Origin of the sequence: Mesorhizobium sp. M0174 (assembly GCF_040322275.1) — a bacterium.
GTDB lineage: Bacteria > Pseudomonadota > Alphaproteobacteria > Rhizobiales > Rhizobiaceae > Mesorhizobium.
This window is the reverse complement of the sequence record NZ_JAMYTB010000002.1, coordinates 483,143-497,318: the sequence shown is the minus strand read 5'-3', so window position 1 is coordinate 497,318 and position 14,176 is coordinate 483,143. Positions and strand designations below refer to the sequence as shown.

Below are 14,176 nucleotides of genomic sequence, written 5' to 3'. Positions count from 1 at the left end.
GCTACTGGATCTAAGTTTCTTCCAAATGCGTTTTGGCTGCTTTCATTGTTCTCTGCACAACCCTGGCAACTCGAACTCCAAGTTGCTGGACGTTCACCTGACAACAAGCCGCTCTCGGCCGACGCTCGAATAGGCTATGCCTTCCTTCACGACGTCCTCGCCGCGATAGACGTTTCGCAGGTCAACCATCACCGGCGTCGCCATGAGTGCGCGGAGCCGCTTCAGATCCAGTGACCGAAACGCGTTCCACTCGGTGACGATGACGATCGCATGCGAGCCCTCGGCCGCCGCGTAAGCGCTCTCTCCGAATTCAATGCCCTCTATCATCTTGCGTGCCTGCTCCATGCCGACCGGATCATAGGCCTTGATCGAGGCGCCGGCGTCCTTGAGGGCCTGAATGATGGCCAATGAGGGGGCATCGCGCATATCGTCGGTGTTCGGCTTGAACGTAAGGCCCAGGATACCGATGGTCTTGCCGCGAACCGAGCCGCCGCAGGCCTCGACCACCTTGCGCGCCATCGCCCGTTTGCGCTGGTCGTTTATCGAGACAGTCGTTTCAATCAGCCGCACCGGGCTTGCCGCGTCCTGCGCGGTCTTGACCAGTGCCAGCGTATCTTTCGGGAAACAGGAACCGCCATAGCCCGGCCCGGCATGAAGAAACTTTGCGCCGATGCGGTTGTCCATGCCGATGCCACGCGCGACGTCCTGCACATCGGCTCCCAACCGCTCGCAGAGATCGGCTATTTCGTTGATGAAGGTGATCTTCATGGCCAGAAATGCGTTGCCGGCATATTTCGTAAGCTCAGCCGTACGCCGGCTCGTGTAGAATATCGGCGCGACATTCAGCGAGAGCGGGCGGTAGATCTCGCCCATGACGGCTTTGGCCCGGTCGGCATCGGTGCCGACAATGATGCGGTCGGGCCGCTTGAAATCCTCGATCGCCGATCCCTCGCGAAGAAATTCCGGATTGGAGACCACCGCAAAATCGGCGGTGGGATTTTGCTCGCGGATGATCCGTTCCACTTCATCGCCGGTCCCGACGGGGACGGTCGATTTCGTCACCACGACCGTAAACCCCTTGAGCGCGCGACCAACTTCGGCGGCCGCGTCATAGACGAAGGACAGGTCGGCATGGCCATCGCCACGCCGTGATGGCGTGCCTACGGCAATGAAGACGACATCCGATTGAGAAACGGCGTCGGCCAGGTTGTCGTCGAAACGCAAGCGGCCTTGCGCGGCGTTGGTGGTGACGAGGTCGTCAAGCCCTGGCTCGTAGATCGGTATCTTGCCTAGTTTGAGCATGGCAAGTTTTTCCGCATCCCGGTCGACGCAGCAGACCTGATGGCCAAAGTCGGCGAAACAGGCGCCCGAGACGAGCCCTACATAGCCGGCACCAATCATTGTTATTCGCATACCGCGCACCCTCAATCAGCGCCGACGAGACGATCTCGCCACACAGCGCCTAGTCCCACCGAAGAACGGCTACCGCACTCCCGGGTGAAAAACCCGAGAGCCGATCCTACAACAATTTGCATCGCCTCGCCGCACCTCGGTGCTTACGGCTATGCGATGGCGACGAGATCCCTGGTATCCAGATCGACAGGTATCTCGCCATTCATGATGGCAACCAGAACCCGAGCTCTTCCGGCTGGATCGAGCCGGTCAAGGCGACCGATCATTTCTGCGAAAGGGCCGGAAAGGATCCGAACCGAAGCGCCGGCTGCGAGGCCGCCGCTGAAATCAAGCAGGCCATGCCTGCCGGTCAATGCAATGAAGCGCTCTACCAGACCGGAGGGGACAGGCAAAGGCCGGTCCCCCTGCATGACGAGGGAGCGCACACCGAACGTTCCGTTGATCGAGCGCCAACGTTGCAGCGCGACGTCAAGGGCGATGAACATGTAACCGGGGAAATAAGCCGCAACTCGTGTTTCGAGCCGCCTGGCATGACGCACGGTTTTCTCGCAGCGAGGCACAAAGGGCTGGAACCCCTGGATCCGGAGATGCCGCTCGGCAACGTGCTCCTTTCCGGGAAAGACGCTGGCCGCATACCAGCGGGTTGCCGGCGCGGCGGTCGGCTCAGGCGACGGGATTGTTGCCTTGCTCGTTGTTTTTTCCGCGCTACTCACGTGTCTCCCTTCGGCGGTCGGCGGCATGATCTCAGCTCAACGGTTACGACAGTGTGTGGATACCAGCAAACAACCAAGCCACTAGAGTCAAGGCGGTTGGGTTAAGAATTTCCTACACATTGCCCAGAAATTTAGCTGTGCCTAAATAATCACCGAGCCGCTTTCTTTTTCAGCTGGCTGAGATGCTATGTCGAGCAATTTATTTCCATACGGAAGTGCTTGGTTACGCTGGTCGTGACGAATCGCCCGTTGGTTCTGGTACTTAGTCCGTCGACTTGAAGCTAATGTGACGGATGGCGTCGCGCACAAGCCTGCCGCCAGCGACAAAGATCCTGCACGGCCGCACCAACTACGGCGAAAACCATTCGGCAGATTTTCGCGCAGAACGGGTCACCATCGAGTCATGGGGCTTCAGGCAATAACATGGCGACAGCGATGCAACATGCAGGTCCGTTTTTGACTTAAGTTCCGCTCGACCGGCTTCACGAACGCTTCAGCAGCGACCAGACAGCTGGCACCAGGCTCGCGGCCAGCGCAACCTTGATCAGATCACCGACGATAAAGGGCACCACCCCGAACTGCCAGGATTTTTCCGGGCCGATCAACAGCGCCAGCCAGGCAAAGCCCATTGCCATCATGACGATCTCGGCCACCAGCATGGCATTGAAGAGCTTGATAGGATGGCGATCCCAGCCACGGTCGGCAGCCCAGCCGACGATCGCCGCCATGACGACGAAGCCGGCTAGGTAACCGCCGGTCGAACCCAGCATGTAAGCGATGCCGATGCCTTTTTCCGGCGTGCTCTGGAAGACCGGAAAGCCCATCGCGCCCTCAGCCATGTAGAGAAGCAGCGTTGCGACGCCGAGGCGCATGCCGAAGGAGGCAGCGATCAGGAAGACGGCGAGCGTCTGCATTGAGATATCGACCGGACCGAGCATGACCTTGGTCTTGGCCGACAAGACCAGCAGCAGCGTTCCGGCGAACGCCAGCAGAAGCTGTCCCGCCAGGCGGGCTGCGCCCTTTTCGGGCAAAGCGAGAGAAATGAGCGGACGCATCGTCGTTGCAATTGCCATGGTCTTCCCCGTTCCGGATTGCCGCCGAACGCGGCCTTGCGTTTTCCTATATTGGCTTCCGTGCTAAGCGGCAATCGGTTTTGCCCTCGCCCCAAAAAAGGTCGCGACGTTCGCATGGCACTGAAATTCGACACACACTTCGACCCTGCCTACGGCCAGGGCGTAGCCGTTGCACCCGACGTCCTTCGGATCACCGCCAGGAACCCAAGCCCGTTCACCTTTCACGGAACCAACAGCTATATCGTCGGACGTGAGACACTGGCGGTGATCGATCCCGGACCGGATGACGAGGCACATCTTAGAACACTGCTCGAAGCGATCGGGACCAGGCCGGTCAGCCATATCTTCGTCAGCCACACGCATCGCGACCATTCGCCGCTGGCGGCGCGGCTGAAGCAGCATACGGGTGCGGCGGTTCTGGCGGAAGGCCGACATCGTCCGGCGCGGCCGTTGCGTACCGGCGAGGTCAGTCCGCTCGATGCCAGCGCCGACACCGACTTTGCTCCTGGCATCGCGCTGCCAGACGATATGGTGATCGACGGCGACGGCTGGGCGATCCGGACGGTGCTGACGCCCGGCCATACCGCCAACCACGCAGCCTTTGCGCTGGAGGGAACCGGCATCCTTTTCTCGGCCGACCACGTCATGGCGTGGGCAACCACGATCGTCGCGCCGCCGGACGGCGCGATGGCGGACTACATGACATCGCTCGACCGGCTGATCGAACGCGACGACCGGCTGCTGCTGCCCGGCCATGGCGGGCCGGTGACCGAGCCGCGCAACTTCATGCGCGGATTGAAAACGCATCGCAAAATGCGCGAACGGGCAATTCTGGAGCGGATCAACAGCGGCGACCGGGCAATCAAGGACATGGTGGAGGTGATCTATCGAGACACCGACCCGCGCCTGCATGGCGCGGCCGGCCTGTCGGTACTTGCCCATCTGGAAGACCTGGTGGCGCGCGGCCTGGTCCACACCGACGGCGCGCCGGCTATCGACGGCATCTATTCGCCGGTAAAGTAGTACCCTCCCGATATCATTCCGCCGGCGCCACGCCCACCTGGCCGGCGACTTCCTGGTCGAGTTCGGCAAGGAAGTCCGTGATGCGCGCTGCATTGTCGCCAAGATCATGGCGGCCGTAACGCGAGGCCGAGCGCATATCGACGATGACCACGTCGCCGTCGTCGGTCACGCGGATGGCGACATCGGCGGGAAGGCCGAGCAGCAAGCTCTTGGCCAGCGCATCGACCGTCACGTCGCTTTGCCCTGCTGCGTCGGGGAATGGCGCCGTGAGCTGCCAGCCGCGCCGATCGAGCACGGTTTTGACCGCCTCCAGAACGCGATCGAAAGGCAAGGTGTAGCTGCGTCCGGTAACGAGCGGATAAGCTTCGATTTGCAGGCGCTGCTCGCCGGGCGTCGGCGGCAAAAGCTCGTTCATGTCCTTTGATCGGGTAGAAATATCGAGCACCGGCGGGTCGTCCAGATCCGTCGAGATGTCGCGCAGCGGCGGATAAGTCGCCGCCCAATAGGCCGCGACGCCGTAAGGAATGAGCACCAGAAGCGCCAGCAAGGCGCCGGCGGTCAGGTCGTGGCCGCCCCGATCGCCGAAATTCCACAATCGCGCAAAGGCAAATCCGGCAAACAGAAGCGCAAATGCGGCCAGCAAGGCGACAATGCCAAGCACCCATAGGAAAGCTGGGGTCTCGACGAAGTCATAGCGATGGCCGACGAGAGCGGTCAGCAGCAGGACTGCCGAAAACGCGCCGGCGCGCCGCGACCAACCGGCAGCCCTCGACGTTTGTCGCTCGGGAATTCCCGTCATTGTTTTCCGCGCTGCCCCAACCCGAACAAAGGCATAGTGCCTTTCAGCGGCGGCTTGAAGGCGCAAAGACGCCGCATCTCCGGTCAATCCGTCGGCAGGTGATAATCCTGGAACTGCTGGCGCAAGGTAATCTTCTGGATCTTGCCGGCAGCGGTGTGTGGGATTTCGCCGACAAAGGCGACGTCGTCCGGCATCCACCACTTCGCCACCTTGCCGTCCATGAAGGCGAGGATGTCCGTCTTGGTCGGCTCCCTGCCCGGCTTGCGGACGACCACGAGCAAAGGCCGCTCGCCCCATTTGGAATGCGGAATGCCGATGGCGGCGGCCTCTGCCACATCGGGGTGGCCGACCGCGACGTTCTCGAGCTCGATGGTCGAGATCCATTCGCCGCCCGACTTGATCACGTCCTTGGCGCGGTCGGTGATCTGCATATAGCCGCAGGGATCGATGTGCGCGACGTCCCCGGTATCGAACCAGCCGTCTTGATCGAACTGTTCGGATCCGATGCCGCCATAGTAGGCGCGCGCGACGGCCGGCCCGCGGACCTTGAGCCGGCCGAAGGTCTTGCCGTCCCATGGCAGTTCGTTGCCGGCGTCGTCCGTCACCTTCATTTCGATGCCGAACGGTGTAAAGCCCTGCTTCTGCTGGACGCCGAGGCGGGCCTCGCCCTTCAGCCCGGCGTAGTCCGGCTTCAGGGTGCACAGCGTGCCGAGCGGCGACATCTCGGTCATGCCCCAGGCGTGGACGACCTGGACATCGTAATTGTCCTGGAACTTCGTCGTGATCGCGCGTGGACAAGACGCGCCGCCTATGACCACTTTCTGCAGATAGGGCAGTTTCTTGCCGGTCTCTTCCAGATGCTGGAGGAGCATCATCCACACCGTCGGCACAGCGGCGCTGAAGGTCACCTGCTCGGTGTCGAGCAGCTCGTAGAGCGAAGCGCCATCCATCTTGCAGCCGGGCATGACCAGCTTGGCGCCAATCATCGGCGCGCTCTGGGCAAGGCCCCAGGCATTGGCGTGAAACATCGGCACGACCGGCAGTATGGTATCGCGCGACGACAGGCCCATGGCGTCGGGCATCGCCTCGATCATGGCGTGCAGCACGTTCGAACGATGGCTGTAGAGGACGCCTTTCGGGTCGCCCGTCGTACCCGAGGTGTAGCACATGCCGGCGGCCGTGTTTTCATCGAATGTCTTCCAGGCGAAGTTGCCGTCGGCTTCAGCAAGCCATTCTTCATAGGCAACCACATTGGGCAGCGCAGTCTCCGGCATATGCGCCGTGTCGGTCAGCACAATAACCTGCTTCAGCGACTTGACCGCACCGGCGATCTTTTCGAGCAGCGGCAGGAAGGTCAGGTCGACGAAGATCGCCTTGTCCTCCGCATTGTTCATGATCCAGGTGATCTGCTCGGGAAAGAGCCGCGGGTTGAGCGTGTGATAGATCGCGCCGACACCCATGATGCCGTACCAGGCCTCGATGTGGCGCGCGGTGTTCCAGGCCAGGGTCGCGATGCGGTCGCCAAGCCCGAAACCATCACGCTCGAGCCGCTCGGCGACCTTCAGGGCACGATGATGGATTTCGGCATATGTGCTGCGCACGATCGGCCCCTCGATCGAGCGCGACACGATCTCGCGTCTGCCGTGCTGCCTCTCGGCGTTGTCGATCAGCTTATGGCAAAGCAGCGGCCATTCCTGCATCAACCCGAGCATCTTGTTCCTCCCGTTATTTTTTTGCGCCATTGTGGGACGAACCGGCGGATTGTCCAGCGGTGACCGGGCTGGAGCGGTGCATAGGGCGAAATGAGGCCGAATTCGCCACAATCCGGCCATCCTCGGCGTTAACGTTGATTAACGGGCGGAGCGCGATTGGCTAATGAAAGAGGTGTCGCATGGACGCGCAGCTCGACGACGAAGCCCTCGAAAATACGCTTGCTGAAAGTCTGGCCGATCTGGTTGCAGCAGATGTCGCGCAGGCCGATCTGGTGCCCGACGCCAAAACCGTTTCCGAAGATGAATTCGTCGAGGTCGTCGGTGGCGCCCTCGAGGCGGTCGGCGGCACGCTCTTGTTCAAGATGTGCGTCGAGAACCAGGGCGAAGCCCAGCACGTCGCTGCCGCCTGCGTCGGCGATGGCGGCAATCGTCAATTCCTGCTGCTCACCTTGCCGACCAGCGGTGGTGCGCTGAAGGTCGAGACCACCTCGAAAAGCACCAATCCGGTGGCCGGCATTGCCGCCGCCTATGCCGGGCTGATGGACGCATTCCAGGCCGCGGCCTGATTTCCAGGCGGGCTACCGGAGGCGAGCGCAAGACTTGCCAACTGCGGGCGACCCCGCCAGGTGGCAGGCAGCTCTTGCGCGAGGCTCTTGCCAGACACATCTTGGGTTGAGGCAAGGAGATCCGACATGGACCAGATCGCAAACCCGGCACCCGGCTTTCAACGCAATCCGGACAAGGTCATTACCGTCAAGCCTTATAAGGGCACCGTGACGGTGCGCGCCGGCGATACCGTCATCGCCTCGTCCAGCAAGGTCAAAGTGCTGACCGAATCGCCCTACCCTCCGGTTTTCTACATTCCGTTCGACGACATCGACTTCAACCAGCTTGGCAAGACCGAACACTCGACCCATTGCCCCTACAAGGGCGATGCCAGCTATTGGAGCGTGCTGCCCGCCGGCGATGCCGGCAAGGACGCGATGTGGGCCTATGAACGGCCGTTCGACGAGATGGCCGCTATCCGCGATTACGGCGCGTTCTATCCAAACAAGGTGACGATCGAGGCCACGCCCGGCTGATCAGTCGGTGGTGCCTTCATCGCCGATGCCGTCAGCGTCGTCGAGCCGCACGAAGGTGAGGCCCTTCGCCTTCAGCGCCAGAAGTCCCTGGACCACGCCTTCGCCGGCCGCATGGGTCGGCTGGTTGATGTGAGCGATGATGACGTCGCCGTCCTTTGCCGCGGCAATGCGCCGGGCGGTCTCTTTTGGACCGAGCAATGAGCCGCCGTCGCCGTTGATCGAGAATCCGGCGATCTTGAAACCAAGCTTGCGTATCATCGCGATTGCCGACGGGCTGTATTCGGCGGTTGCGCCGCGAAACCATTTCGGCGCCGGTTCGCCGGTCGCGGCAAGAGCGGCAGCACCCGATTCGACTTCGGCCAGCACGGCCTGCGGGCTACCGGCACTGCGAATGCCGTAGATCTTTTGCGGCGTGTCGACGGCCGGGACGTGGCGGCCGCCATGGTTTTCCAATTCAAACAGTTCGGGATGCGCCCGCATGATCTCGACGGCGGCGGCGTTGTGTTTCAGCCAGATGCCGGTGACGAAAATGGTAGCGGGAATCTTGTTTTCCACCAGCGCCGAGAGAATCCTTGTATCGGTCCGCCCGCCGCAGGCATCGAGCGTCAGCGCGACGCGGCCGCCGCCCGCCTCGGCCTTGATGTGCAGCGTCGGTTCGATGAGCAACTGGGCGTTGCTGGGAGAAGCAGCCCACAGCGATATCGCAATGGCGCAAAAATGCTTTTGGAACAGGCGCATTGACTATTTCCAGGTCGCCGGATCAAAGTTGAAGCGGCGACCCCAAGACCGGCATCAAGGCGGAAATCGGGACGATGCCCCTGCAAAAGCGTCGGCAGCGGCAATTTGACCACCGGCCTGACCTTTGGCAAGCACGAGGTCACAATGCGTGCTCGACGTCCTTAACCGTACGTGAAAGGATCGCGCGCACCGCGTCGACAACCGCTTTAACCTCTAGTCGCCAGACGCAGCAAGCCTTGCTCGGATCGGGACGGCGGCACAGGTCCCTGGCTATGCACTCGCAAGGCATGGAGGGCCGCGGCGTAACACTGGCCACGCCGACAGGACCCCAGACGGCGGGGTCGGTCAGGCCGAAGAGGCCGACAACCGGCGTTCCGGCGGCGGCCGCCATGTGCATCGGGCCACTCTCGTTCCCCAGAAACAGGCGTGCCTGGCCGAGGACCGCCAGCAGCGTTGCCAGCGACAGCGCCCCGACCAAATTGACGACCGGCGAAACGGCCTTGGCGACGATGCGCTCGGCAGATGCCTGTTCACCGGGGCCGCCGACAAGCAGGAAGTCCAACCCGGTCTGTCGCGAGAGCTCGTCGATCGCCAGCGCAAAACGTTCCGGTTGCCATTGCCGGCCCCGGAAGCTCGCTCCCGCATGAACGGCTATGAAGGCGTTGCGCCGCAGATGATGCCGGTCGAGAAGCGCCAATGCCTTGGCGGTCTCCAGCGGCAGCGGCTCAATCTTTGGGACCGGCGCGCGCAACTCTACGCCAAGCGCCTCAAGCGGCGATAGATAGCGGTAGAGATAATGCCGGCCACCAAAGCCAAACGGCTTGGCCAGGACGTTGGCGGGCTGGCGTTCCATCCAGCGCAACGGTTTTTCGGGAGGATCATATCCGACGCGGGTCTTGGCGTTGACGAGCCTGACGGTGATGCGTGAGGTTTTGGAATCGGCTAGGTCGATGGTCAGGTCAAACCGGAACCGGCGCAGAGCGCGCACCATCGCGTAAAGCTCGCGGCCACGCTCCAGTGGGGTGCCACGCATCCGGGCGCGCCGGAACGCCACCACGTCCGAGGCGATGCCATGAGCCGTCAGGAAACTGGCAAAGCTCGCCTCGCAAAGGAACACGATCCTGGCCTTTGGATATTCGAGGCGCAGGTTTCTGGCGAGCGCGGAGGCGAGGACAAGATCGCCGATGAATTTCGTCTGGAGGATAAGAATCGAGCGGACGTGCGCGGGCGGGTTCTGCAACATCTGTTTCTGGCACCGGGACGGGTTCGGGAGCCGGAAACTGGGCAGAAACGATGTCGGGATTTGGAGCCGTCACGCGCACGTTCGCGTGAATTTGGTTACAAATCGGTAAGGTCAGACGCCGGTGGACTCCAACTTCTATCCGCGGCCGTTCTTTGCCGCCTGTACTGCCGCCTGCGCGGCGGCCAGCCTGGCAATCGGGACCCGATAGGGCGAGCACGAGACATAGTCGAGGCCGACCTCCTCGCAGAAATGGATCGACGCTGGATCGCCGCCATGTTCGCCGCAAATGCCGAGCTTGATCTCCGGCCGCGTTGCCCTGCCTTTTTTGGCCGCCATACGCACCAGTTCGCCGACGCCCTCGATATCGAGCGACACGAACGGATCCTGCTCGATGATACCTTTTTGCCGGTAGGTCTCGAGGAACGAGGCCGCGTCGTCGCGCGAGATGCCGAAGGTGGTCTGGGTCAGATCGTTGGTGCCAAAGGAGAAGAATTCGGCCGCCTCAGCGATGACGTGGGCACGGATCGCAGCGCGCGGCAGTTCGATCATAGTGCCGGTCAGATAGGTGATCTTGACGCCGGTTTCCTCCATCACGCTCTTGGCGACGGCATCGATGCGCGCCTTGACGAATTCGAGCTCCTTCGCCAGGCCGACCAGCGGCACCATGATCTCCGGGACCACCAGCGCGCCGGCCTTCCTGCCGGCCTCGACGGCTGCCTCGAAAATGGCGCGCGCCTGCATCTCTGCGATTTCGGGATAGGAGACGGCAAGCCGGCAGCCGCGATGGCCGAGCATCGGATTGAACTCGTGCAGCGCTTCGGTGCGCCGCCGGAGCTTGTCCGGGGATACGTTCATGGCTGCGGCGACCTCGGCCACCTCCGCCTCGGTCTTCGGCAGGAATTCGTGCAGCGGCGGATCGAGCAGGCGGATCGTCACCGGCAGGCCGGCCATGATCTCGAACAGCTCGAGGAAATCCGAGCGCTGCATCGGCAACAGCTTGGCCAGCGCCGTTCGGCGGTCCTTTTCCGTATCGGCCAGGATCATCTCGCGCATGGCAACGATGCGGTCGCCGTCGAAGAACATGTGCTCGGTGCGGCAAAGCCCGATGCCTTCGGCGCCGAAGGAGCGGGCCATACGCGCATCGAGCGGCGTCTCGGCGTTGGTGCGCACCTTCATGCGGCGCGCGCCGTCGGCCCATTCCATGATGGCGGCGAAATCGCCCGAGAGTTCCGGCTGCAGCATCGGCACGGCGCCCTTCAGCACCTGGCCGTTGCCGCCGTCGATGGTGATCACGTCGCCCTTGCGGAAGGTCGCTCCCATCGCCATCAGCGTGCCGGCTTTGTAGTCGACGCGCAGCGAGCCGGCTCCTGATACGCAAGGCTTGCCCATGCCGCGCGCCACCACGGCGGCGTGGCTGGTCATGCCGCCGCGCGTCGTCAGGATGCCTTCGGCCGCATGCATGCCGTGGATGTCTTCGGGGCTGGTCTCGATGCGGACCAGGATCGCCTTGCGGCCTTGCGTCTTGGCCTCTTCGGCGTCGTTCGAGGAAAACACGATCTCGCCGGTCGCAGCGCCCGGGGAGGCCGGCAGGCCGACGCCGATCACATCGCGCGCCGCCTTCGGATCGATTGTCGGATGCAGCAACTGGTCGAGCGAGGCCGGGTCGATGCGGGCGACGGCCTCCTCCTTTGAAATCAGTCCGTCCCTGGCCATGTCGACGGCAATCTTCAGCGCCGCCTTGGCGGTGCGCTTGCCGGACCTGGTTTGCAGCATCCACAGTTTGCCGCGTTCGATGGTGAATTCCAGATCCTGCATGTCGCGGTAATGGTTTTCCAGGCGGTCGGAGATGCTGACGAAAGCCTGGAAGGCGTCCGGCATCAGCTTCTGCAGCGACGGCTTGTCGGAACCGGCGGCAATGCGCGCGGCCTCGGTGATATTCTGTGGCGTACGGATGCCGGCAACGACATCCTCGCCCTGGGCATTGACCAGGAACTCGCCATAGAGCTGCTTTTCGCCGGTCGACGGATTGCGGGTGAAGGCGACGCCGGTGGCCGAAGTGTCGCCCATATTTCCAAAGACCATGGCCTGGACGTTGACCGCCGTGCCCCAGCTTTCGGGGATATCGTGCAGGCGCCGGTAGGTGATCGCGCGGTTATTCATCCAGCTGGAAAACACCGCGCCGATGGCGCCCCAGAGCTGCTCGTGCGGATTCTGCGGAAAGGGCTTGCCAAGCTCCTCCTCGACCTTGGCCTTGTAGAGCGCGATCACGCCTTGCCATTCGATCGCCGTCAGTTCGGTGTCGAGCTCATGGCCGAGGCCGCCTTTCTGGTCCTCGAGGATTTCCTCGAACACCTCATGGTCGAGACCCATGACGACATCGGAATACATCTGGATGAAACGGCGGTAACTGTCATAGGCGAACCGCGCATCGCTTGAATCCGCGGCCAGGGCTTCCACCGTCTCATCGTTGAGGCCGAGATTGAGCACGGTGTCCATCATGCCTGGCATCGAGGCGCGCGCCCCTGAGCGAACCGACACCAAAAGCAGTTTCGAGGGATCGCCGAAACGGCGTCCGGTCAGCCGACCGATATGGTCGAGCGCGACCGCAACGTCCGCCTCCAGCGAAGTCGGATAGGTGTGGCCGTTGGCATAATAGGCGTTGCAAACGTCGGTGGTGATGGTGAACCCTGGCGGCACCGGCAGGCCTAGGCTGCACATTTCGGCCAGATTGGCGCCTTTGCCGCCGAGCAGATTGCGGTCGCCGGCACGGCCCTCCGCCGCGCCATCGCCAAAGGTGTAGACCCACTTGGTCATGCTTGCTCCCCGGTTGCAGGAGATTGGAAAGATCGGCAAATCGAGCGATATGATGCTGCAGTGCGAAAGGCAAGGCATCGGCCAAGCCGGCCGGCCTCTACAATCGATTAAGGAAAAGCGGCACAGAAAAGACTTGCTTTTTGGAAAGCTTTGTTGTAGAACATAACAAGAACAAAAGGGCAGAACGATGAGAATGGCCGGAAAGCTCGATTATCTGGAAATGCCGGCGACAGGCGGAACGCTGGACAGCGTGAAGGCTTTCTACAGCGCAGCCTTCTCATGGTCGTTCACCGATTACGGGCCGACCTATTCAGCTTTTGCCGAAGGGCTGGACGGCGGTTTTCAGGCGGATGGCCAAGATGCGCCGGCCAAGCCGCTGCCCGTGCTCTATTCCGAAAGGCTGGAGGAAACACTAAGCGCCGTCGAGAATGCCGGCGGCACCGTCCTCAAGCCGATCTTTTCATTCCCCGGCGGCAGGCGGTTCCATTTCGTCGATCCGGCCGGCAATGAAATGGCGGTTTGGGGTGAATAGGTCCGTTCAAAGTGACGATTGCAAAACTGGCGGGTCGGTCGCGCATAGTCGATATGTCGGCATTGAGCTTTCTCGCGGCTCGTCCTATAAGGCCGCGCGCACAGCGGGCACGCTCCGGCTGTTGGGGCGTCGCCAAGTGGTAAGGCATCGGTTTTTGGTACCGACATTCCCAGGTTCGAATCCTGGCGCCCCAGCCAAGCGTACGCGGGTCCGATCCGCAGACATCGAGCAAAATGGCGTTTGCGCCCGCTGGCGTCGGTTGGCGAGCTTTTGAGGCTCAGGCTAAGCTATGATAAGGGGTGATTAGTAGGGCGAGTTGACTGCAAGAAGAGGGGAAACGTTTGACCCGCATTTTGGTAACGGTCATCGCAGCAATCTGCTTCACAATATCGACTGCTTCAGCCGGGCAGGGAGAGCAGCAAAACATCAATTACTTGGCACGTATGTCAGATAGCAAATTGCATCGGGCTGCAGCAATTTCAGGTAACATCTATGGCGTGCCCGGCGCTGAGACGAAGCGAAAGTGGAAAAGCCATGATGGCCGTCTCCATACTTTTGTACGACGGGCTAGATAAACACTTGGTGCCTAATCCGGCTAAATTCGAGAGGGCTATCCGCGTGTTTGAAGGCGCTTACCGTAAGGCTGCTTTGAGTAAGGTTGCTTGCCAGGCCGCGAAGGCCAAGGACCCAGATAGTTACCGGTAGATGTCTGCTGGCGTCAATAGCTGGTGAACCTGGCAAGATGCGCCGGATGAGGCAATCAGGTTCGAACGCCCGAGATCCTGCCTCTGCAGAATTTCCGGGTTTAAGTCTTATTGCTGCGGCGTGATCGCAAAGCCCGGAAGACCGGTGAAGTTCGCAACACGTCAAATTCTCGGCGACACTCTGACGTTACAGCCCGCCTGTATGCACCCCGCAATGGCTCAGATCTGTCTCGGTTCGGTCCACTCGGTACCCAAAGAGGCGAAATTTCCGGATCGAGGCGCATGGGCCACTGCGCCAGGACAGAGCGATCCGATCCGTGTCATACCGTC

At 61.8% G+C, this 14,176-nt stretch carries 12 protein-coding genes and 1 tRNA gene; 5 read left to right on the top strand and 8 right to left on the bottom strand.

Annotated features, from left to right (window positions below; translation table 11 throughout):
- Positions 1–93 precede the first annotated feature (93 nt).
- The 3 genes from NKJ13_RS05850 to NKJ13_RS05840 all read right to left on the bottom strand — a co-directional run bounded on the left by NKJ13_RS05850 (position 94) and on the right by NKJ13_RS05840 (position 3,199).
- Positions 94–1,413: a UDP-glucose dehydrogenase family protein gene (locus NKJ13_RS05850; protein WP_352777330.1), complete on the bottom strand. Its 1,320-nt coding sequence runs from the start codon at positions 1,411–1,413 to the stop codon at positions 94–96.
- Between the two features lie 149 nt (positions 1,414–1,562).
- Positions 1,563–2,153: a transcription termination/antitermination protein NusG gene (gene nusG, locus NKJ13_RS05845; RefSeq protein WP_352777328.1), complete on the bottom strand. Its 591-nt coding sequence runs from the start codon at positions 2,151–2,153 to the stop codon at positions 1,563–1,565.
- A 455-nt stretch (positions 2,154–2,608) separates the two neighbouring features.
- Complete coding sequence (locus NKJ13_RS05840; protein WP_352478465.1) at positions 2,609–3,199, bottom strand: biotin transporter BioY; 591 nt, start codon at positions 3,197–3,199, stop codon at positions 2,609–2,611.
- 114 nt (positions 3,200–3,313) lie between these two features.
- On the opposite strand from NKJ13_RS05840, the gene NKJ13_RS05835 reads away from it, so the two are divergent.
- A complete protein-coding gene (locus NKJ13_RS05835) occupies positions 3,314–4,222 on the top strand; it encodes an MBL fold metallo-hydrolase (protein WP_352701510.1) in 909 nt (302 codons plus the stop codon).
- A 13-nt stretch (positions 4,223–4,235) separates the two neighbouring features.
- On the opposite strand, the gene NKJ13_RS05830 is transcribed toward NKJ13_RS05835, so the two are convergent.
- Entirely contained in the window at positions 4,236–5,021 is a 786-nt protein-coding gene (locus NKJ13_RS05830) for a DUF1499 domain-containing protein (protein WP_352777326.1), read from the bottom strand.
- 83 nt (positions 5,022–5,104) lie between these two features.
- On the bottom strand, positions 5,105–6,733 hold the full coding sequence (locus NKJ13_RS05825; RefSeq protein ID WP_352777323.1) for a fatty-acid--CoA ligase: 1,629 nt from the start codon (positions 6,731–6,733) through the stop codon (positions 5,105–5,107).
- A gap of 179 nt (positions 6,734–6,912) precedes the next feature.
- Between NKJ13_RS05825 and NKJ13_RS05820 the strand changes: the two genes are divergently transcribed.
- Together NKJ13_RS05820 and NKJ13_RS05815 are read left to right on the top strand one after the other, a co-directional pair.
- Entirely contained in the window at positions 6,913–7,299 is a 387-nt protein-coding gene (locus NKJ13_RS05820; protein ID WP_352750848.1) for a hypothetical protein, read from the top strand.
- A gap of 126 nt (positions 7,300–7,425) precedes the next feature.
- Complete coding sequence (locus NKJ13_RS05815; protein WP_352750851.1) at positions 7,426–7,815, top strand: DUF427 domain-containing protein; 390 nt, start codon at positions 7,426–7,428, stop codon at positions 7,813–7,815.
- Here the strand turns inward: NKJ13_RS05815 and NKJ13_RS05810 are convergent, their stop codons facing one another.
- The 3 genes from NKJ13_RS05810 to ppdK all read right to left on the bottom strand — a co-directional run bounded on the left by NKJ13_RS05810 (position 7,816) and on the right by ppdK (position 12,610).
- Positions 7,816–8,553, bottom strand: a complete 738-nt coding sequence (locus NKJ13_RS05810) for a polysaccharide deacetylase family protein (protein WP_352750854.1) — start codon at positions 8,551–8,553, stop codon at positions 7,816–7,818.
- Positions 8,554–8,692: 139 nt separating this feature from the next.
- The gene (locus NKJ13_RS05805) at positions 8,693–9,796 is read right to left on the bottom strand and encodes a glycosyltransferase family 9 protein (protein ID WP_352777321.1); all 1,104 of its coding nucleotides are present in this window, start codon (positions 9,794–9,796) and stop codon (positions 8,693–8,695) included.
- Between the two features lie 135 nt (positions 9,797–9,931).
- Entirely contained in the window at positions 9,932–12,610 is a 2,679-nt protein-coding gene (ppdK, locus tag NKJ13_RS05800) for a pyruvate, phosphate dikinase (protein ID WP_352753037.1), read from the bottom strand.
- 187 nt (positions 12,611–12,797) lie between these two features.
- Here ppdK and NKJ13_RS05795 point away from each other — a divergent pair, with 187 nt between their 5' ends.
- Positions 12,798–13,142, top strand: coding sequence for a VOC family protein (locus tag NKJ13_RS05795; protein WP_352750862.1), 345 nt, complete (start codon positions 12,798–12,800; stop codon positions 13,140–13,142).
- Positions 13,143–13,264: 122 nt separating this feature from the next.
- A tRNA-Gln gene (locus NKJ13_RS05790) sits at positions 13,265–13,339 on the top strand.
- Positions 13,340–14,176: the final 837 nt, after the last annotated feature.

Bases quoted from the DNA above. Each gene is read 5' to 3' on its own strand.
- NKJ13_RS05850 (WP_352777330.1), bottom strand. From the start codon at position 1,413: ATGCGAATAACAATGATTGGTGCCGGCTATGTAGGGCTCGTCTCGGGC.
- nusG (WP_352777328.1), bottom strand. From the start codon at position 2,153: ATGCCGCCGACCGCCGAAGGGAGACACGTGAGTAGCGCGGAAAAAACA.
- NKJ13_RS05840 (WP_352478465.1), bottom strand. From the start codon at position 3,199: ATGGCAATTGCAACGACGATGCGTCCGCTCATTTCTCTCGCTTTGCCC.
- NKJ13_RS05835 (WP_352701510.1), top strand. From the start codon at position 3,314: ATGGCACTGAAATTCGACACACACTTCGACCCTGCCTACGGCCAGGGC.
- NKJ13_RS05830 (WP_352777326.1), bottom strand. From the start codon at position 5,021: ATGACGGGAATTCCCGAGCGACAAACGTCGAGGGCTGCCGGTTGGTCG.
- NKJ13_RS05825 (WP_352777323.1), bottom strand. From the start codon at position 6,733: ATGCTCGGGTTGATGCAGGAATGGCCGCTGCTTTGCCATAAGCTGATC.
- NKJ13_RS05820 (WP_352750848.1), top strand. From the start codon at position 6,913: ATGGACGCGCAGCTCGACGACGAAGCCCTCGAAAATACGCTTGCTGAA.
- NKJ13_RS05815 (WP_352750851.1), top strand. From the start codon at position 7,426: ATGGACCAGATCGCAAACCCGGCACCCGGCTTTCAACGCAATCCGGAC.
- NKJ13_RS05810 (WP_352750854.1), bottom strand. From the start codon at position 8,553: ATGCGCCTGTTCCAAAAGCATTTTTGCGCCATTGCGATATCGCTGTGG.
- NKJ13_RS05805 (WP_352777321.1), bottom strand. From the start codon at position 9,796: ATGTTGCAGAACCCGCCCGCGCACGTCCGCTCGATTCTTATCCTCCAG.
- ppdK (WP_352753037.1), bottom strand. From the start codon at position 12,610: ATGACCAAGTGGGTCTACACCTTTGGCGATGGCGCGGCGGAGGGCCGT.
- NKJ13_RS05795 (WP_352750862.1), top strand. From the start codon at position 12,798: ATGAGAATGGCCGGAAAGCTCGATTATCTGGAAATGCCGGCGACAGGC.